At 60.0% G+C, this 19,719-nt stretch carries 19 protein-coding genes; 9 read left to right on the top strand and 10 right to left on the bottom strand.

The window, feature by feature from the left end; translation table 11 throughout:
- The first annotated feature begins 370 nt into the window (after positions 1–370).
- Positions 371–1,729 (top strand): integrase family protein, encoded by a 1,359-nt coding sequence (locus ABFC66_RS01465; RefSeq protein WP_346739179.1) that lies wholly within the window; start codon positions 371–373, stop codon positions 1,727–1,729.
- Here ABFC66_RS01465 and ABFC66_RS01460 read toward each other — a convergent pair.
- The 5 genes from ABFC66_RS01460 to ABFC66_RS01440 all read right to left on the bottom strand — a co-directional run bounded on the left by ABFC66_RS01460 (position 1,621) and on the right by ABFC66_RS01440 (position 6,225).
- The gene (locus ABFC66_RS01460) at positions 1,621–2,562 is read right to left on the bottom strand and encodes a hypothetical protein (RefSeq protein WP_346739178.1); all 942 of its coding nucleotides are present in this window, start codon (positions 2,560–2,562) and stop codon (positions 1,621–1,623) included. The genes ABFC66_RS01465 and ABFC66_RS01460 overlap by 109 nt on opposite strands.
- 102 nt (positions 2,563–2,664) lie before the next feature.
- The gene (locus tag ABFC66_RS01455; RefSeq protein ID WP_346739177.1) at positions 2,665–3,876 is read right to left on the bottom strand and encodes a CoA transferase; all 1,212 of its coding nucleotides are present in this window, start codon (positions 3,874–3,876) and stop codon (positions 2,665–2,667) included.
- Between the two features lie 17 nt (positions 3,877–3,893).
- A complete protein-coding gene (locus ABFC66_RS01450; RefSeq protein ID WP_346739176.1) occupies positions 3,894–5,057 on the bottom strand; it encodes an acyl-CoA dehydrogenase family protein in 1,164 nt (387 codons plus the stop codon).
- Between the two features lie 67 nt (positions 5,058–5,124).
- On the bottom strand, positions 5,125–5,463 hold the full coding sequence (locus tag ABFC66_RS01445; RefSeq protein WP_346739175.1) for a hypothetical protein: 339 nt from the start codon (positions 5,461–5,463) through the stop codon (positions 5,125–5,127).
- Positions 5,464–5,478: 15 nt separating this feature from the next.
- Positions 5,479–6,225, bottom strand: coding sequence for an enoyl-CoA hydratase-related protein (locus tag ABFC66_RS01440; protein WP_346739603.1), 747 nt, complete (start codon positions 6,223–6,225; stop codon positions 5,479–5,481).
- A gap of 138 nt (positions 6,226–6,363) precedes the next feature.
- Between ABFC66_RS01440 and ABFC66_RS01435 the strand changes: the two genes are divergently transcribed.
- The 7 genes from ABFC66_RS01435 (at position 6,364) to ABFC66_RS01405 (ending at position 13,525) form a co-directional block, all read left to right on the top strand.
- Complete coding sequence (locus ABFC66_RS01435; protein ID WP_346739174.1) at positions 6,364–7,539, top strand: thiolase domain-containing protein; 1,176 nt, start codon at positions 6,364–6,366, stop codon at positions 7,537–7,539.
- A complete protein-coding gene (locus tag ABFC66_RS01430; protein ID WP_346739173.1) occupies positions 7,536–7,928 on the top strand; it encodes a Zn-ribbon domain-containing OB-fold protein in 393 nt (130 codons plus the stop codon). The genes ABFC66_RS01435 and ABFC66_RS01430 overlap by 4 nt, the downstream gene beginning before the upstream one ends.
- Positions 7,929–8,079: 151 nt before the next feature.
- Positions 8,080–9,690: an acyl-CoA synthetase gene (locus ABFC66_RS01425; protein WP_346739172.1), complete on the top strand. Its 1,611-nt coding sequence runs from the start codon at positions 8,080–8,082 to the stop codon at positions 9,688–9,690.
- A 57-nt stretch (positions 9,691–9,747) separates the two neighbouring features.
- Positions 9,748–10,500: a glucose 1-dehydrogenase gene (locus tag ABFC66_RS01420; protein ID WP_346739171.1), complete on the top strand. Its 753-nt coding sequence runs from the start codon at positions 9,748–9,750 to the stop codon at positions 10,498–10,500.
- 119 nt (positions 10,501–10,619) lie between these two features.
- A complete protein-coding gene (locus tag ABFC66_RS01415) occupies positions 10,620–12,032 on the top strand; it encodes a Rieske 2Fe-2S domain-containing protein (protein WP_346739170.1) in 1,413 nt (470 codons plus the stop codon).
- Positions 12,029–12,523: an aromatic-ring-hydroxylating dioxygenase subunit beta gene (locus ABFC66_RS01410; protein WP_346739169.1), complete on the top strand. Its 495-nt coding sequence runs from the start codon at positions 12,029–12,031 to the stop codon at positions 12,521–12,523. The genes ABFC66_RS01415 and ABFC66_RS01410 overlap by 4 nt, the downstream gene beginning before the upstream one ends.
- A gap of 12 nt (positions 12,524–12,535) precedes the next feature.
- On the top strand, positions 12,536–13,525 hold the full coding sequence (locus tag ABFC66_RS01405) for a 4-hydroxythreonine-4-phosphate dehydrogenase PdxA (RefSeq protein WP_346739168.1): 990 nt from the start codon (positions 12,536–12,538) through the stop codon (positions 13,523–13,525).
- A gap of 18 nt (positions 13,526–13,543) precedes the next feature.
- Here ABFC66_RS01405 and ABFC66_RS01400 read toward each other — a convergent pair whose 3' ends face one another.
- The 5 genes from ABFC66_RS01400 to ABFC66_RS01380 form a co-directional block, all read right to left on the bottom strand.
- Positions 13,544–14,011 (bottom strand): MaoC family dehydratase N-terminal domain-containing protein, encoded by a 468-nt coding sequence (locus ABFC66_RS01400; protein WP_346739167.1) that lies wholly within the window; start codon positions 14,009–14,011, stop codon positions 13,544–13,546.
- An 88-nt stretch (positions 14,012–14,099) separates the two neighbouring features.
- Entirely contained in the window at positions 14,100–15,365 is a 1,266-nt protein-coding gene (locus tag ABFC66_RS01395; RefSeq protein WP_346739166.1) for a cytochrome P450, read from the bottom strand.
- A 212-nt stretch (positions 15,366–15,577) separates the two neighbouring features.
- Positions 15,578–17,218, bottom strand: a complete 1,641-nt coding sequence (locus ABFC66_RS01390) for a cyclohexanecarboxylate-CoA ligase (RefSeq protein WP_346739165.1) — start codon at positions 17,216–17,218, stop codon at positions 15,578–15,580.
- A gap of 36 nt (positions 17,219–17,254) precedes the next feature.
- A complete protein-coding gene (locus ABFC66_RS01385; RefSeq protein ID WP_346739164.1) occupies positions 17,255–18,121 on the bottom strand; it encodes an SDR family oxidoreductase in 867 nt (288 codons plus the stop codon).
- 25 nt (positions 18,122–18,146) lie between these two features.
- On the bottom strand, positions 18,147–18,782 hold the full coding sequence (locus tag ABFC66_RS01380) for a TetR/AcrR family transcriptional regulator (RefSeq protein ID WP_346739163.1): 636 nt from the start codon (positions 18,780–18,782) through the stop codon (positions 18,147–18,149).
- 167 nt (positions 18,783–18,949) lie between these two features.
- Between ABFC66_RS01380 and ABFC66_RS01375 the strand changes: the two genes are divergently transcribed.
- Positions 18,950–19,711, top strand: a complete 762-nt coding sequence (locus tag ABFC66_RS01375) for an SDR family NAD(P)-dependent oxidoreductase (RefSeq protein ID WP_346739162.1) — start codon at positions 18,950–18,952, stop codon at positions 19,709–19,711.
- The last annotated feature ends 8 nt before the right edge of the window (positions 19,712–19,719 follow it).

Here is a 19,719-nt window from a genome sequence, read left to right as displayed (position 1 = left end):
GCCGGAAAATGGACACCGATTTTGGGTCTATTTTCGGAAGGACCGAAGCCGGAGCGCGGACGTCTCCAGAACGCGGGACCGTCGCAAGCGAATGCGCCCGACCGGATCGCCGGTCTGGCAAGGAGGAGGGAGTTTTGAGGGAGTTGGTGCACCCGACAAGATTCGAACTTGTGACCTCTGCCTTCGGAGCAATTTAACCTGCCCTTCGACGCTTTTCGATGGGTTTCGCTCCGATGCGCTATACCACTGTAATTGCTAAAGAATTTGAAATTCTAGCTCGCCTGGCGTACCCTCGAACACGCTCCGACTTGCGTCCGGCTGCTTACGTGATGCTTACGCGAGAATGGGGGGTTTGGACGGGAGAATTCCCATGGCTAAGCTCACAAAGCGCCTCGTCGACGCTGCCGAGTCCCGCGAGAAAGACTACGTCATCTGGGATGACGAGCTACCAGGTTTCGGCCTGCGCGTCTTCGCTTCTGGCAAGCGCAGCTACGTCCTTCAATACCGCGCCTTGGGCCGCTCACGCCGCTACACCATCGGCTTGCATGGCGTCTGGACGGCCGAAAGCGCTCGACAGGAGGCGAAGGTCCAGTTGGGCCGCGTTGCCCAGGGCGACAACCCCGCCGAGGAGCGCCAGCTCGATCACAAGGCCATCACGGTCAAGGAGCTCTGCACGCTCTACGTCAATGACCTGAACGCAGGCCTCATCTTGGGAAAGGGCGGGCGGCCTAAGAAACCGACGACCGTGGGGACGGACACCGGCCGCATCGAGCGGCACATCATCCCGCTCCTCGGGACGCGCCGCGTGAAGGGCCTAACCAAGGCCGACATCAACAAGGTCCTGAAGGACATCATGGCCGGCAAGACGCGAGTCGCCGTCAAGACGAAGAAGTTGCGCGGCAAGGCGATCGTCCGCGGCGGCGCCGGAACGGCCACGCGAACCGTCGGGCTCCTCGGCGGCATCCTCACCTATGCGGTCGAAGCTGGCATCATCACCACCAATCCGGCCCACGGCCTGCGGAAGCCGAAGGACAATGTCCGCACCCGCCGGCTCACGGAAGCGGAGTACCGGACGCTGGGCGAGATGCTGCGCGCAGCGGAGAAAGACGAGAAGTACGCGACGACGGTGGAGATCATTCGCCAGATCGCGCTGACTGGCTGCCGCCGGAGCGAGATGATCGGTCTCATGTGGACTGAAGCAGATACCGATGGGAGCTGCCTGCGGCTGATCGACAGCAAGGAGGGCACCTCGGTCCGGCCTATCGGACTGCCCGTCGTCGAATTCCTCGAAGCGCGTCGGAAAACTGCCTCCGGCACATATGTCTTCCCTGGCTACGGCGACGACAACGCGTTCGGCAGTTTCCCCAACCACTGGGAGCAAATCTTCAAGGACTCGCCGCTCTCAGACGTCACCTCTCACGTTTTGCGGCACAGCTTCGCGAGCGTCGGCAACGATCTCGGCTTCACAGAGGTGACGATCGCGGCCTTGGTCGGCCATGCCAAGGGGTCCGTCACCAGCAAATACATCCACGCGCTCGACACCGCCCTCATCATGGCGGCGGACACGATCGCCGGTTACATCGAGGGCCTGCTGGACGGGAAGGAATTCAAGCAGACAGCCTACGCGCTCGACCGCGCTTCCCGGAAAGCGGCGCTCGCACGCTTTCTCCGCAAAGCGGCGGGCAACGCAAATCCGGAAGTTAGCGACGAACAGCGCCTGGTCGCTTGATGGACCGACACGGATCTGATTGCCAAGGCGAACGATGAACTCATACCGAGACCTTCCTCGGCATGTTGTTCTTGGCTTCTGCGCGCTACTGGCTCAAATTTGTCCACGTCACCTAGCGCCCGTGCGGCATCCATGTCGTCGACGATAATGGTACGGGCATCCAGGAAGGCTCGTATTTCAGGCTTCGCGGTTCGGATTGCGGCAACACCGAACGCTATTACCTCTTCCGCTGAGTCCGAAATAAATGCGGTGGACCCGTCCGGGCGCAGCAACGCCTCGATAAGTTGAGCGACTTCCCTTTCCCGATCGCAGAGCAAGACCTCTTCAATGAGAAGTGGTTTGAACATGTGCCTGAACTCGTCCCAAAATTCATCCGTGCTCCGGGCGCCTCGTTGTGGTTGGAGACCAAGGGTGTAGCTGGCGAAATTCGCGGCAACAGCGGGACACTTATCGAGCCAACCATCGAGAGCGATGGCATCTAAGCACAGCACATTCTTCCAAGCATATTCACCTCGGCACAGCTTAACCCAATCTTCGATTTTCCGATCGGTGTTGAAAGTGTCCCACGTCCTGGACGATACGAAGATAAAAGTCGCCGCCGCCCGCTCTTCTTCGCTTGGCTTTGACGAGCGTTTACGAAAGTCCGAAAGCCCCTCTCCCCAGGCATCTTTACTCGTTTTGATTTCCCAATAGGACTCACCGTCCGGGACGTTAAGCCCACCAGCTTCGCTGACAAGGTGACCGTCCCAGCCGCGGACGTTTCCAGTGTCACGTGAGGGAAAGCGAAACGAACTTATGTCTGGTGCCGTCGCACGAATCAGGTCGCCGACCAACGCCGGACTCAACCCGCGCGGTTGGGCTAGCAGACCAGCTTGTAAGATCCTTGTCCGAACCATATTCGACAAGTAGCAGGGAAGATCGGCCCAGCCTCGACGTCAGATGACGCCGTCGGCCATCAGGGCGTCGATTTCGCTGTCGCTGAGCCCCAGCACGCCGCCGTAAATTTCGCGATTGTGCTCGCCGAGCCTCGCGTTGGACGCGCCCATCATCTGCGGCGTGCCGTGATACCGCAAGGGGCTGTTCGGCACCACGATGCGTCCCAGACTGTAGTGGTCGATCCATTGCAGCATGCCGCGCTCGTGCATATGCGGGCTGTTCGCCACTTCGACGAGATTGCGCACCGGCGCGGTGGGCAGGCGATACGCCCGCGACGCCTCGAAAATCTCGGCGCGCGTTAGATTTTTCGTCCATTCCTCGACGACGGCGTCCGTCTGATCCATGTGCGTGACGCGAGCGGCGTTGTCGATGAAGCGCGGATCGTCCTTCAGTTCCCCGCGCCCCATGGCCTTGAGCAGGTTCGTCCAGTGGGCTTCGACCAGGCAAATGATCGCGACGTGTCCGTCCCTGCAGGGATAGACGTTGTAGGGCGAGATCGCGAGGCCGCCATGCCGGTTGCCGGTGCGCGGCGGCGGCGGCCCTGGATCGGACTGGATCATGCCGAGGTTGGAGGCAAGCGTCGGATAGATGGTTTCGATCATCGCCACCTCTACCATACGGCCGAGTCCCGTCCGTTCGCGCTCGAACAGCGCCGTCACGATCGCACCGTAAAGATGGGTGCCGGAAATGAAATCGGCGACCGCAGGGCCGGCTTTCAGAGGCGGTCCGTCCGGAAAGCCCGTCACGCTCATGATGCCTGATGCGGCCTGAATGGTAAGGTCCATGGCGAGGCTGTCCTGCTCCGGCCCTGACAGGCCGTAGCCCGTCGCCGAGGCGTATACGAGGCGCGGATTGACCTCGAACAGCGTTTTCGCGCCCACGCCCAGGCGGTCCATGACACCCGGAGCGTAATTTTCGATCAGGACGTCGCTGCGGCTGACGAGAACCTTGAGAAGTTCACATCCCCGCGGGTTCTTCAGATTAAGCGTGATGGCGCGCTTGTTGGAATTGAGCATGGCCATCGGCAGCGACGCTCCGCCGCCCAGCGCCTCGCGTATTCGCACCGGCTCGCCGCAGAGCGGCTCGACCTTTATGACATCGGCTCCGGCTTTCGCCATCAGGAAGGCGGCGTAGGGACCCTGATATACCTGACCCAGATCGATCACCTTCACTCCTTGCAGCGGCTGCGGTCTCGCTTCATCGTCGTCCATGGCCAGACCCGCCGTCGTCATAGCGATGCGCCGAAAAGATCGCGAGCCATGACCAGGCGCTGCACCTCGCTCGGCCCCTCGCCGATGCGCCGGATCCGCATCTCGCGGTACCAGCGCTCCAGCGGCAGATCCTTGGTGACGCCGTAGCCGCCGTGAATCTGGATGGCGCGATCGACGACGCGGCTGGCGCCTTCCGTGGAGAGAAGTTTTGCCATCGCGGCTTCGGTGCGGAAGGGCTCGCCGCGATCCGCCTTGCAGGCGGCGTCCAGCGTTGCCCACCTGGCGGTGCGGATATCGATTTCGTTATCCACCACCATCCATTGCACGGCCTGCCGTGTGGCGAGAGGCGCCCCGAAAGTCTCGCGCAGTTTGGCGTACTCGACGCACATTGCTTGCGCCTTGATGGCGATGCCTATGCAACTGGCCGCATAAGGAATGCGCTGTCGGCTCAGCCGGTCGTTGGCGATTGCGAATCCCTTGTTCACCTCGCCCAGCACATTCGCTGATGGCACGCGCATGTTCTCGAACTGAAGCTCCGTCGCATAATAGGCGGATCGAAGCGTGTGGACGACGCGGCGGACGTGAAACCCGGGCGTGTCCGTATCGACGATGAAGCAGGTAATGCCGTTGCGGCCCTTGCCCGCATCGGTCCGCGCGAAAACGATGCCGTATTCCGCCTTGTCCGCGCCGGAGATGAAAATCTTCGCGCCGTTGATGACCCAGTCATCGCCGTCCTTGACAGCCCGGGTTTGTATGGCGCGCGCCGGATCGGAGCCGCCGGACGGTTCGGTCAGTCCGAAAAAGCCGTGTTTCTCGCCATTCAGCGTCGGATAGAGATAACGCTTTTTCAGATCCTCGCTCGCCTCGTAAAGGTGGGCGAGCCCGGCGCCGCCGAAACTTCCGTAGCAGGGCGAATATAGGCCTGCGCGATGCTGCGAAATCTCGATCGCGATCAGCGTCATGGTGACGGTATCGATGTCTGGGCCGCCATATTCGGGCGGAACGCCGAGGCCGTGCAGGCCCATGTCCTTCACCTTCGAGACGAGGCGCGCGTAATCGTCGGGGCCGAGCCGGCTCTCGTCGGGATCGAGCTTGTCTTCAAGGGGAGCGACTTCCTCGCGCACGAAGCGCCGTACCTGTTCGACGATGAGCCGCTGCTCGTCCGTCATGGCAAAATCCATGATCTTCCTTCCCTTGCTGTCGTACGGCCTTCGCGGCCTTGTACTTTCTCGCGTCGTTTCGGATATCTCAGCCGATGCTCAGCCGGCCGATTTTGCGGTTGCCTTCGAAGGCGTTTCCCGCCGGGAGCGATCCGTGATCGGCCATATGAACCATCAGAAGTTCTTCGTAACGGCTCATGTATTGGCAATTTATTTCGACGCGGAAGAGGGTGCGGCCGCCGCGATATTCTTCCAGCGCCTTGAGGAGTTCACCCCGCAACCCGAAAAGGGAACGCCCGCCAGCGAAACCGATGCGGAGGACATGTTCTTTTTCGTCGGCGATCTGGTAGATGCCAAGCTCGCCGCCGAGCGCCGCGACGTTGGCGGCCGTGAGCTCCTGCCAGGCTTTTTTCATTCGAACAGACATTGGTTTTGTCACCTTTTACTGGCCTTTGAAAACCGCCGTCCGGCGCTCGATGAGGGCGGCAATGCCCTCCCGCGCGTCGGCACTGTCTCCCGCGGCGCGCACAAGCCGGTCTATATCCTCGTGCGGTATGCCGTCGCGGAAAGTCATGGCGCGCACCAGCACCGCCTTCATGGCCCGTAAGGACAGCGGCGCGTTGGCGGCCAGTCGGGAGACGATCCTCGAGGCCTCCGCCTCCAGTCCGGCGGCAGGCGCGATTCGGGCTATCAGCCCGAGTTCGTGCATCCGGTGCGCGGTCAGGAGGTCGCCCAGCAACAGCATTTCCCGTGCACCGACCGGCCCGGCGACTTCGAGAATTTTCTTCGCTAGGAACCATGTGGGAGCGAGGCCGATTTTGGCGAGCGACATGCCAAATCGCGCGTCCGTGCTGGCGATGACAAAATCGCAGTGCAGCGCAAGTTCATTGCCGCCGGCGATCGCATCGCCCTGAACGACCGCGACCACCGGCAAGGGATAGGTCTCGATCGCGTGCAGCATCGTTTCGATGGACACCGCCCCGAGCGTTCCTGCGTCTCGCACGCGCAAATCGAGGCCAGAACAGAACACAGAGCCTTCGGCGCGAATAACGGTGACGCGTTCTTCCTCGGGCGGTGTCTGCCGAAAAGCGGCGGTCAGGCCATCGAGCATTCCTCCGTCAAGGGCATTGCGCTTTTCAGCGCGTGCAAGCGTGACGGTCCTGACGCCGCCCGCGTTTTCAATCTTCACCGTCCCCAATCCGTTTCTCCCTCGCTCGATCTGTTCTTCCGATCGGTCGTAACCGCCGCTTCCGCCTTTCGTGGACGGGCTGGACGTTTCCCCCATGAATGCGCTAAGCAATAAGGAAATCATGATAAGGGAATAGGGATGGGTATCAACGGAAAATCCTACATAGTCGGCATTTACGAGCATCCGTGCCGCGCGGCGCTGGACAAGACGCTGCCGCAACTTCACGCCGAGATCGCGAAGGGCGCGCTGGCGGACGCAGGTCTTTCAAAGGACGATGTTGACGCATATTTCTGCGCCGGCGACGCGCCCGGGTTGGGCCCGATCAACATGATCGAATATATGGGCCTCAATAATGTGCGTCATATGGACAGCACGGAGACCGGCGGGTCTTCCTACATCGTCCATGTCAGTCACGCCGCGCAGGCCATCGCCGCGGGGCATTGCAATGTGGCGCTGATCACGCTGGCAGGCCGGCCGGTTGCCGATGCGAAAGAAGGCAAGCCCGTCCGTTACTACAACCAGCAAGCGCCGGACTTTCCGTTCGAAATGCCTTATGGCCCCAACGTCACAAATATGTACGCCATGTGTGCGATGCGGCATATGTACGAATACGGCACCACCAGCGAGCAGCTCGCATGGATCAAGGTCGCCGCATCCCACCACGCCCAGCACAATGAACATGCCAGGCTCCGCGACGTTGTGACCGTGGAGGATGTTGTCAATTCACCGATGATTGCCGATCCGTTGCACAGGCTCGACTGTTGCGTCATCACCGATGGCGGCGGCGGCGTTGTGATGGTGAGCCCGGAAGTGGCGAAGTCGCTGAAGCGTACTCGCGTCAAGGTTCTCGGCGCCGGTGAGGCGCCCAAGCATCTCGCGGCGGGCCAGGTCGATCTAACCTATTCCGGCGCGCGTTGGAGCGGGCCCAAAGCTTTCGCTGAAGCCGGCGTCACGCCCACCGACATTAAATACGCCTCTATCTACGATTCCTTCACCATTACAGTGCTGGAAACGCTCGAAGATCTGGGTTTTTGCAAAAAAGGTGAGGGCGGGAAGTTCGTCTCGGACGGCAATCTGATTTCCGGCGTCGGCAAGTTGCCCTTCAACACGGATGGCGGGGGATTGTGCAACAATCACCCGGGCAATCGCGGTGGCATGACCAAAGTTCTTGAAGCAGTCCGCCAGCTTCGCGGTGAGGCTCATCCGAAGGTTCAGGTTCGCAATTGCGATATTGCACTGGCGCATGGAACCGGCGGGCTTCTGGGATCGCGTATGGGCAGCGCAACCGTTATCCTCGGGAGTGAAGACGCATGAGCACCGACCAGAAAAGCAAGATCAACCTTGTAGTCAATTCCGAGAGCAAACCCTACTGGGAAGGTGCTGCCAAGGGGCAACTCCTGATCCGGGCTTGCGACGCCTGCGGCAAGGTGCACCATTATCCGCGGACTATTTGCCCGCATTGCTTCTCGGATGACACGGCGTTCGTCGAGGCATCAGGCAATGGCGTGATCTACAGCTATTCGGTCACGAGGCAAGCCAAGCCGCCTTATGTCATCGCCTATGTTAAGCTTGATGAAGGGGTTTCGATGCTCACGAATATCGTCGATTGCGAAATCGACAAGATTCGCATCGGACAGAAAGTCAGGGTCAAATTCTCCGAGGCCGGCGATGGATACGCGTTGCCGGTGTTCACGTGCGCATGATGCGGAATCTTCGTTGACCGGCATTCCGGGGGGTTGACTTCCTGCCGGAACGTCCGGCGACGGCTCGGTTGAGACAACGACGGTTAAGGACGGAACGGCTTGATCGCAAGAAAGCCGACCCCCAAGGACCGGATTTTTCAGGGAGGATTACATGGCGTGGAATTTCGGTGACATCCTCGACAGTATCTCGGCGGTTTTGCCGCAGGATGCGCCCGCCCTTATTCATGGCGATCGGGTGATCACATGGGAAGAAACGACACGGAGGTCCAACAATCTCGGGCGCGCGCTGATCGCGCGCGGCGCCAGGCCCGGCGACAAGGTCGCGTTCTATATGCGAAACCGGCCCGAATATGTCGAGACCATGGCGGCCTGCTTCAAGAGCCGTCTTGTCCACGTCAACATCAACTACCGCTACAAGGCGGACGAAGTTTTCTACATCTTTAATGATTCCGACGCGCAAACGGTCGTTTACGGTTCCGAGTTCCGGGACATCATCGTCGAACTGAAAGATCGGCTGACGAAAGTCGCCACGTTCATTGAGGTGAACGAAGACGGATCCGCCGCGCCCTTCGCGGAAAATTACGAAAAGATCGTCACCGGCGGAGATGGCGCGCCTCTCGGCATCGAGCGGTCTCCGGACGATTTACTGTTCATCTATACAGGTGGCACGACGGGCATGCCCAAAGGCGTCATGTGGCGCCACGACGACATGCGCGAAGCTCAGCTTACGACGCTTCGAGCGCTGGGTCCGATCCCGGAGACACTTCCCGCGTTGGTCGAATTTATCAAGACTTCCGGTCCGGGACCCAAGACGATGCCTGCCTGCCCGCTGATGCACGGCACCGGCTTCATTACGGCTATAGGCAATATGATGAGCGGCGGCTGCATCGTCACGCTGGAGAGCCCGACCCTCGACGCGCATGAACTCTGGTCGGCGGTTTCGCGCCGTGGTGTCAATTCGCTGGCAATCGTCGGCGACGCTTTTGCCCGACCGATGCTGGCGGCGCTCGACGAGGCGCCCGACAAATACAACCTGACCAGCGTCGTCTCGATCGTTTCTTCCGGCGTTATGTGGAGCACGGAAGTGAAGCGCGGCCTGCTCAGGCATTTACCCAATGTCATCCTGATGGATTCCTTCGGCGCTTCGGAGGGGCTCGGTTTCGGCAGTTCGATCATGACGAGCGCCGGCGAGGTCAAGACCGCCAGGTTCCAGATCGGCGGCCGGTGCCGCGTGTTCGATGAAAACGATCAGCCGGTCGAACCCGGCAGCGGCAAGCCGGGCATCATCGCCCTGGGGGGGCCGATTCCCGTTGGCTACTACAAGGATACGGAAAAGACCGCCAAGACCTTCAAGACCATCGCCGGGGCCCGCTATTCCGTTCCCGGCGATTGGTGCGTTGTGGAAAAGGACGGCAGCCTGACATTGCTGGGACGCGGCAGCGTCTGCATCAACACGGCGGGCGAGAAGGTCTACCCGGAGGAGATCGAGGAAGTTCTGAAGACGCATCCCGCCGTCGAGGATGCGCTTGTCGTCGGCGTACCCGATCAGAAATGGGGTCAGGCGGTCACCGGCATCGTCATGCTGGCGACCGGCGCGAAGTTTGACGAAGAGGATTTGCGCAAGCACGTCCGCTCGCACCTCGCCGGCTACAAAACGCCCAAGCGCATTCTGGTTGGCGCCGTGCCTCTTCGCGCGCCGAACGGCAAGGCCGACTACAAGGGCGTTACCGATTTCGCGAAACGCGAGCTTGGGATTGCCTAGACGACGATTTGAGTGACAGCGCCGGAGTCGGCGCGGCACCCGCAACGGGAGGACTGCATGGGACGGGTAGACGGGAAAATCGCCTTTGTGACGGGCGGCGCCAACGGCATGGGGCGTTCCCACGCCTTGCTGCTTGCGCGCGAAGGCGCAACGCTGATCGTGACCGACATGGACGAGAAGGGCGGCAACGCCGTGGTCGAGGAGATTAACGATCAAGGTGGGCAGGCGCGATTTTTCAAACATGACGTGTCGAGCGTCTCGGATTGGGAACGGATTTCACAGGAGGCGATGTCCACTTTCGGACGCGTCGACATCCTCGTGAATAATGCCGGTATTCTCGTTTTTTCCGCTGTGCAAGACACCTCGAATGAAGACTTCGCGCGCGTTCTCGACGTCAATGTAAAAAGCGTATTCTATGGCACAAAATATATATTGCCCGCGATGAAGGCGGCCGGCGGCGGTTCGATCGTCAATATTTCCTCGATCTACGGACTGATCGGCGCGCCCGCCACGGCGGCGTATCAGGCATCGAAGGGCGCCGTTCGCCTGCTGACGAAATCGACGGCTGTGGATTATGCGCCTTTCAAGATTCGCGTGAATTCCGTACACCCCGGAATCATCCGCACGAATATGACAAAGGATCTTCTCGGCGATGCGGATGTCGCCAAACAGGTCTTGAGCGCTACGCTTATTGGTCGGCCGGCCGAACCCGTCGAGGTTTCCTATGCGGTCCTGTTTTTGGCCTCCGACGAGTCGTCCTACATGACCGGCTCCGAGGTTGTCGTCGACGGAGGCTACACGACCATGTGACGCATTGCGATGCGACGGACTCCGGGTTCGTTGAAGGTCGAAGCAAGTTTGTCGCTGGAGCGGAGAAAACAATCGCGTGCCGGTCTTGTGGCCGGCCAAACGGCGAGGAAGGAAGCGCTATGAGTACATCCGGTGTGAGCAACTCATTCGATCGCATTCGCCACGGTCTCGATTCGTGGCTTGTCGAGGACACGTCGAGCGGGCGCTTCATGCTCGACCGCGCCATATTCACCGATCCTGAATTGTTCGATCTCGAGATGAAGCACATCTTCGAACGCAACTGGGTGTTTCTCGCCCATGAAAGCCAGCTCGCCAACGAAAGCGCCTTTCTGACCCTGACAATCGGTCGTCAACCCGTGCTTCTGACCCGGAACCGGTCGCGTGAATTGAAATGCTTCGTAAATGCGTGCACGCATCGCGGCGCGCGGCTGTGCCGGGAAAAACGGGGCAGGCGAACGACATTCACATGCCCGTTTCACGGCTGGACATTCAGCAACGATGGCGCGCTGCTAAATGTCACGGACGAGGAAAATGGGGCGTATCCGGAACATTTCGACCGGAGCGATCTGGGCCTCCACGAAGTCGGACGCCTGGAATCCTACAAGGGATTCATTTTCGCCAGCCTTTCGGCGGACGTGCCTCCGCTGGACGATTACCTTGCGGGTGCGAAGACCTTCATCGACCTTATGGTGGACCAGTCGCCGGAAGGGAAGCTCGAAATTGTGCGAGGGGTCGGGCGGTATACCTATCGCGGCAACTGGAAGATGCAGACCGAGAACGGTCTCGATGGATATCATGTGCCGACCGTGCATTCCAACTACCTGTTGACCGTCGCAAACCGGATGACGGGCGGTTCCGCGAACCCTACCAAGAGCGCAAACGTATCCGCGTGGATGAAGACGGATCAGGGAGGTTTTTTCTCATTCGATTACGGACACGCTTTGATCTGGAACGCGTCGGCCAGTTCTGCCTCCCGGCCCAATTTTGAGTTTGTCGACCAGTACAAGCGGAAATTCGGCGAGGAGCGCTCCCGCTGGATGACCGAAACCACGCGAAATCTTCTTTTGTTTCCGAATGTATTCCTGATGGATCAGGTCAGCACGCAAGTCCGCATCGTGCGTCCGATCTCGGTCGATGAAACGGAAATCACGACATATTGCATCGCGCCGGTCGGCGAAAGCGCGCGGGCGCGGGCGATGCGCATTCGCCAGTATGAGGATTTCTTCAATGCCAGCGGCATGGCCACGCCGGACGATTTGACGGAGTTCAACAATTGCCAGATCGCGTATGGCCGCGATGGTGGTCGCTATAACGACTTGTCGCGCGGGGCTACGAGAGGCGTTCAAGGGTCGGGGAAATTTGGCAAGGGGCTCAACATCGACGCGACCATGAGCAGCGTCAATGTCGCCGATGAAGGACTTTTCGTGACCATGCACAAGGAATGGATCGAGCGAATGAAACGCGCGACCGCGCAGGAGCGGGTGGAAGCCCTCCTCACGCGCGAAAGCGATCGTTCGGAGGCCGCCGAATGACGAGCGGCGAGCGGCGCTGGATTTCGGTGCAGCGATTTCTTGGCGGGGAAGCGCTTTGCCTCGATGAGCGGAAATGGGATGAATGGCTGGCGCTTTATCGCGAGGACGCCGAATACTGGTTGCCGGCATGGGACGATGACGGAGAACTTACGGTCGATCCGCAAAGCGAAATCTCGCTGATCTACTATCCAAGCCGAGCCGGTCTGGAGGATCGCATCTACCGAATCCGGTCGCGGCGGTCGTCCGCGACGATGCCGCTCATGCGGACCTGCCACATGTTTACGCTGCTATCCGTCGAGGAGCGGGAAGGCGGTGTCCATGCGCGGACCTCCTGGACGGTTCAGTCGGTGCGCGAGGATCGGACCCTCGCCTACTACGGATGGGCGGACTACGATCTGGCGGAGCACGGCGATACCTGGCTCATCGCCCGGAAGAAGACCGTCGTTCTGAACGACCTCGCCGACACGATGATCGATGTCTACAACGTCTGAGGACGGCAGGACATGAACAGCAAGCAAGCGCGGCCCGTTATCGGCACGATGATCGGAGATCCGGCGGGCGTCGGCCCCGAGGTGATTGCCCGCGCCCTCGCGACCGGCCAGGTGCATGAACTGTCCATTCCCGTCCTGATCGGCAGCGCGGCGGCAATGGAGCGCGCGATCGAAATCACCCGCGTGCCGTGCAGCGTGCGAATAGTCCGATCGATCGACGACCTGAGCGATGACCCTGCCATCGTCGACATTATCGATTCAGGCGCCTTGAAAGCGTCCGAACTGCCGCTCGCGGAGGATACGGTGCGCGGCGGGGAGGCATCGGCGCTGTGGCTCGACGAAATGAGCGCCCTCGCATCCGGCGGGTCCATTGCGGCCGGCGTCATGGGGCCCATCAGCTCCGGCTCCCTCAAACTTGCCCGCAAGGTGCCGGGCATCGTCAGCCCGACGCCGGGCGAAAGCTATCTTGTCCTGTTGACGGGACCGCTCCGCGTCGCGCATCTGACCGACCATATTCCGCTCCGGCGGGTTTGCGAAATCATCAGCCCCGATCTCGTGGCGCTTGCCTTGCGCCAGATAGACGGCGCGATGCGGAACTGGGGGATCGCCCGCCCGCGGATTGTCGTCGCGGGCCTCAACCCTCACGCGATGGGAGAAGAAGACCGCGAAGCCATCGCGCCCGGCGTTGAGCGGGCGAGGGCTGAAGGTATCGATGCCGAAGGGCCCGTAAGTCCCGACTCCGTGTTCCGGCAATGCGTCGAAGGCCGCTACGACATAGTCCTCGCCATGTATCACGATCAGGGACACATCGCGGTCAAGACATGGGGCTTTTCCGGCAATTGTGCCATCATCCTCGGGCCGTCCTACCTGCATGTGACGGTCGCGCATGGAACGGCCTATGACATTGCCGGCAAGGGCACCGCAGATCCGGCGATGATGCTGAGCGCCATGCGCACGGCGGCCTCTCTCGCCGCAGGCCGGGGATTTCCCGAGGAACGCTGACGGGCCGGACGCCGGAATTTATGTTCGGGAGGCGTCGGAACGGCCGGCCATCATTCGCAATGGCGTATATTCGATCACCGTTTCGTTCCGCTGGGTCACGATCCGGTTGCGCGTGCGCACCAGACCGCGCCCCTTGGATGTCGGTCGCGCCTGAAGCACTTCGCATTCTACGTGAATTGTGTCGCCGACAAAGGTAGGTCCCTTGACGTTGAACTCCATGTGCAGAAAGGCGAGGCCCGTCTCCTGCATCATCGACTGGACGAGTAGACCTTCGGCCATGCAATAGACCAGCGCGCCGGGCACCACGCGGCCGTTCATGGGGCCGTGGGCCTTGAGATATTCGACATCGGTGAAGAGTACTTCCACCATGCCCGTCGTGTTGATGAAATTGACCAGGTCGGTTTCGGTGATCGTCCGGCCGATGGTGCGGAATTCCTCGCCGACCGTGAGGTCGTTCCAGCATATGCCGAGGCCTATCTTTCGCATGCCCTCTCCTTGCAGGTCGCGGGGATGATACGGTCCCATCCGGGAAATCCTGTGACTGATGCCGGAAAACGCGTTCCGATGTTTTGCTTCAGCCTGAAATTCTGACCGGCATGCTCGAGTAGCCATTGATCAGATTTGAAAAAACCCTCTCGGGCTCGCCGACAACCTCAATCGGCTTGTCCGGCCACCGTTTCAGTATTTCCTCCCAGACGACGCGGAGTTGCATTTCTGCCAGCCGGTTACCGACGCAGCGATGGATGCCGAAGCCGAAGGACAGGTGCTGGCGGGGACGCTTGCGGTCGATGATGAAGCTGTCGGCGCTTTCGATTGCCTCTTCGTCCCGGTTGCCAGATATGTACCACATGACGACCTTGTCGCCCTTCTTGATCTGCTTGCCGGCCAACTCTGTATCCTGAATCGCGGTACGACGCATATGCGACAAGGGTGTCTGCCAACGGATGATTTCTGGGACCATGGATTCGACGAGCGCCGGGTTGTCCCGCAGCTTCTTGTATTGATCCGGGTTCCGGTTCAGTGCCAGCAAGCCGCCGGTGATCGAGTTGCGGGTCGTATCGTTACCGCCGACGATCAGGAGAAGAATATTCCCCAGATACTCCATCGGCCCCATGTTTTTCGTCGCTTCGCCCTGGGCCAGCATGGTGATGAGATCGTTGCCTGGCTCGGTCGCGTTGACGCGCTGATTCCACAACTCTGTGAAGTAGGCGGCGCAATCGCGCAATTCATTCCTGCGGGCCTTCTCGGTCTCCTCGTCGCCGAAGGCGGTGCCGGCGGTGGCGACATCCGACCAGCGGGTGAGCTTCCGGCGCTCTTCCCAAGGGAAATCGAAAAGAGTGGCGAGCATCTGCGTCGTCAGCTCGATCGACACGCGGTCCACCCAGTTAAACGTTTCGTTGATCGGCAGCGAATCGAGAATCGTGCCGGCGCGCTCTCGGATCGTGCTTTCAAGTTTTGCCAGATTGCCGGGTGCGACGATGGGGCTTACGACCTTGCGCTGCGCGTCATGCTTCGGTGGGTCCATCATGATGAACATGGGCAGGAAGAAACCTTCTTCCTGATTGCGAAGGGCGACGCCGCCCAGGGTTGCTTCGGACGAATAGATGCCGTGGTTGGTGTCGACATGCATGATGTCTTTGTATTTTGTCACCGACCAGAACGGGCCGTATTCGCTGTCCTTGCAGTAATGGACCGGATCTTCGCGGCGCAGCCGCTCGAAATACGGCCAGATCGCATTCGCCCTGAAGAGTTCAGGATTGCTGACGTCGATCTCTTCAAGCGGGATCGCGTAGGCATCTGTAATCGCCTTGTCTCGCGCGGCAACCAAGATTTCACTCATGATGGTGTCTCCATTGTGTTTCCAGAAGCCTGCGAATGCGTAACATATGGGATGCCGGTTGGCCGACCTCCCCCTGTTGATTTATTATAAGCATATTCCCGCAGCTTAACAGGTTGCATTCTTCGGGCGGCGATGTGGGGTCGGCAGGAATTTTCCGAACAGTCCGTCACACGCTTGTTGCCGGCCGTCCGCCATCGACTGCCTGTGGAATGTCAGGCCGGCAAGACGACGGCGATCTCGCGCAGTTTGAACTTCTGCACCTTGCCGCTCGGTGTTCGAGGCAGTTCCCCGACGATTTCCACCCGTTCCGGCAGATACTGTCTCGCCATCCTGTGCCCTTCGAGGAAGGCGACCACGTCGCGCAAGCCAACATCGCGGCCGGGTTTTGGTACGATGAACGCACATGCCCGTTCGCCCAGCCGTTCATCCGGTACGCCGACAATCGCCACATCCTGAATGTCGGGGTGACGGAATAGCAGGCCCTCGATCTCGACCACGGGAATATTCTCACCGCCGCGGATGATGACGTCCTTGGAGCGTCCGGTCAGCCGGATATAGCTCTCGCCGTCGATGCGCGCGAGGTCGCCTGTATCGAACCAGCCCTCCGCGTCGTGATTGTACCAGTCCGGCCGTTTGAGATAACCGACAAAAGTCGAACAGCTGCGCGCCATGAGCATGCCTTCTTCGCCGGCGGGCAGGGGCCTGTTATTGCTGTCGACCACCCGGACTTCCATACCGGGCAGCGCGCGTCCGTCGGTATTGATCGCCTTGTCGTCCGGATCGTCGAGGCAGGTCGTTGTTACCAGACCATTCTCGGTCATACCCCAGGCCGACACGATATTCGTCCCGAGGATTTGTCGCGCCCGCTCGACAAGCGCGCGGGGGATGGGAGCGCCAGCCACCAGAAAGATGCGCAAACGGGATACGTCGCTCTTGTCCGCCGCTACCGTTTCGGTCAAATCGGACAGGAATGGCGTGGACGCCATGGTGAAGGTGATGCCTTCCCGGGCGATCGACGCGGAGGCGCGCTTCGGCTCCCACACATCCTGCAGAATGGCGGTCGCTCCGACCAGAATGGGCATTACCAATCCGTACATGAAGCCTGTCTGGTGCGCCATCGGCGATGCCATGAACATCACATCGTCCCTGCCAAGCCCGAGGCGCTCGGCGCAGATGAGGATATTGGAGAGCAGTGTATTCGACGTATGCATGACGCCTTTCGGCTCGCCGGTCGTACCGGACGTATACATCAATTGCGTTACGTCGTCGGGATCTGGCCGTCGCGCCGCGAAGAGACGGCCGGCGTCGCGCCGCTGCTCCCATGGCGTATCGAGAAGGACTTTCTCAAAGCCGGTTTCACCATCGCCGCCGATGACGAGCACATGCTTTAGCCACGGCAGGCTGGCCCGGATGTTGTCCACCATGGCAGGGTAATCGCAGCCGCGAAAAGCGCGCGGGACGACGAGCACCTTGCTTTCCGCAAGGCCCAGCATGAAGGACAGTTCGCGTTCGCGAAAAATCGGCATTAATGGATTGGTCACGGCGCCGATCCGCACGCAAGCCAGATGTAGCGCGGTGAACTGCCACCAGTTCGGCAGCTGGCAGGATACGACATCGCCTTTTCCCACACCGAGCTCCGCGAGGCCGATGCCGATGCGATCGACGATCTTTCCGAAGTCGCGATAGTTGAGGCGGGTTTCCTTGTTTGTCGTTGAATTAAAATCGGCGATCGCTGTCTTGTCCGGCGCTTCAGCGATGCCGCGGTCCAGATAGTCGGTGGTGAGCTTGCCCGGCCAAAAACCGCCGATATTCATTGCCTTCACGCGTTCGTCGGGCAGAATTGGATTGAACATCGTCGTCCCCCCCTTGGGCAAGCCTGTTGGGAATCTTTAAGTGCTCTTCGGCTGGAAATAATCCGGTCGTCCGGGAGGCCACGGATCGCCCCAAAGCTGTTCGCCGCCATCGACTGTAAGCACTTCACCGGTGATGAATTTACCGCTGGGCGCTGCGAGGTAAGCGACCGCCTCCGCTATATCATGAGCGTCCCCAACGCGCAGCATGGGGTTCGATTCCGGATATGTCTTCAGGCCTTCGGGAGGATATTGCACGAAGCCGCTCGTCTCACAGACGCCAGGCGCGACGCAGTTGACGCGGATGCGATAGGGAGCCCATTCGACCGCGACCGATTTGGAGAGGTAGATAACGCCCGCGCGCGCCGCGCAGGTGTGCGCGATGCCGGGCATTCCGCGCCAGATGTCGGCGACGATATTCACGATCGAACCGGGGCTTTTTCTTTCGACCCATTGCCGCGCGGCGCTTTGCATCATGTACCAGGAACCGTTGAGGTTCGTGTCGATGACGGCATTCCATCCCTTGACCTTGAAGTCGAGAGCCATTTGCGGAAACTGGCCGCCGGCATTGTTTACGAGAACGTCGAGCGCGCCGAACTTGTTCCAGACATCATCGATGAAGCGGTTGACCTGATCAGGATCCCGTATGGTTAGCGAGGCGCTGAAAACGCGGGCACCCATGCTTTCCAGAAGCGCGACCGTCGCGGCAAGCTTTTCTTCGTTGCGTCCACATATAGCGACGTTTGCGCCCAGCCGCGCAAAGAGGCAGGCTATGGCCTTGCCGAAGCCGCTTCCGCCGCCGGAAACCACTACCGTTTTTCCGGAGAAGAGATCTGCGCGATAGACCGAGGGCAGAGCCTTCAGTTCATCATCGGAAAAACCGAAATGGGTGTTTTGGACTTCCATGTGCGTCGCTCCTCGAAAATTCCTGTCACGCAACAGTTTCGTCTTCACTGCTTCGCGCGGGTTCGTCTATTCCGATTCCGCTGAACAGCATTAGACACATATGGTCTGCCATCGTCTGTATGGACGTCCTGCCCGGCTGGTACCATTCGACCGACCAGTTGAGCGCCCCCATGAGCAGCATGCGCACGAGACCAAGGTCGATGTCGCTGCGTAGCGCCCTCGACTTCTGAGCTTTGACAAGTATGCGCCGCCAGAGTTCGGCGTAGGCGTCACGCAGTCTGATGTGGCGTCGCCGCACGTCTTCGGGGATCTGTCCGAAGATGCGAATATTCGCGGATGTATAGTCGTCAAGTTTCAGCAGCGTGGTGAGATGCGCTTCGACGGCAGCGCGAATTCGGTCGCGGTGCGATGAGCCTGGGGGTAGGTGTTCTTGGCTTTCCTCGACAGCTTCGTGAACCCGCCTCATGCCAATGTCTAGAACTTCTTCAAGGAGCTCGTCCTTCGAACCGAAATGGTAGTAGAGGCTTCCCGCCTGCATATCGGCGGCTCTGGCGATTTCGATCAAGGTCGTCGCCGCATAGCCTTTTTGACGAAACGTCTTTGCGGCGGCGTCCAGTATTCTCGCGCGGCTTATTTCGGATTTACTTTGCTCGGTCGTCACGAATGCTCCATCAAGGCTTGTTTGGTGGCAATGGTCTAAAATCTAACATGCGTTCGAAACATATTGCACCCCATTTGAGAACGAACTAGTGTTGGAAAAAATGCACTGCCATTGCCATGACATAATAAACTTATGTCTGACGCGTCGCGGTGACGGAGGAGGGAAACATGCGAGGACTCGATCTGAAACCGGTCATCGTCACCGGCGGCGCGAGCGGTATCGGAAAAGCAATTGCGCTCAGGCTTGGCGAGGAGGGCGCCAAAGTTGCCATCTTCGACATGAACGAGAAGGGCGCCGAGGCCACCGCTGAAGCAATTCGTAAAAAGGGCGGCGCAGCCTGGGCTTATAAGGTCGATATCATCGACTATGCGACCGTGGCGAGGGCAGTCGACGCCTTTGAAGAAGCTGCTGGTCCGGTCTATGGGCTGGTGAACAATGCCGGATGGGACGAGGCAAGACCCTTTATCCAGACAGAACCCGATTTCTGGAAAAAAGTGATCGACATCAATCTGTACGGGCCGCTTAACCTCACTCATGTCGTTGCACGCAAGCTTGCGGAACAAGGTGTCGGCCGGATTGTCAGCATCTCATCGGATGCGGGCCGTGTCGGCTCGTCTGGCGAGGCTGTTTATTCCGCGGCCAAAGGCGGCGTCATCGCCTTCATGAAAACGATGGCGCGAGAATTTGCCAAGAAGGGCATCACGTTCAACACGATCTGTCCGGGTCCGACGGACACGCCGCTGCTCGCATCCGTGGACGCGTCTGGCGGCGGGCGTCTGACCGAGGCGCTCACCAAGGCGATCCCGATGCGCCGGTTGGCGCAACCGGACGATTACCCGGGCATGGTCGCGTTTTTTCTGAGCGACGATGCGAGTTTCATCACTGGCCAGACGATCAGCGTCTCGGGCGGTCTCTCCATGCACGGCTAACGGGGATT

The organism is Parvibaculum sp. (assembly GCF_039680535.1).
Classification (GTDB): Bacteria; Pseudomonadota; Alphaproteobacteria; order Parvibaculales; family Parvibaculaceae; genus Parvibaculum.
This window is presented reverse-complemented; position numbering and strand designations above follow the sequence as displayed.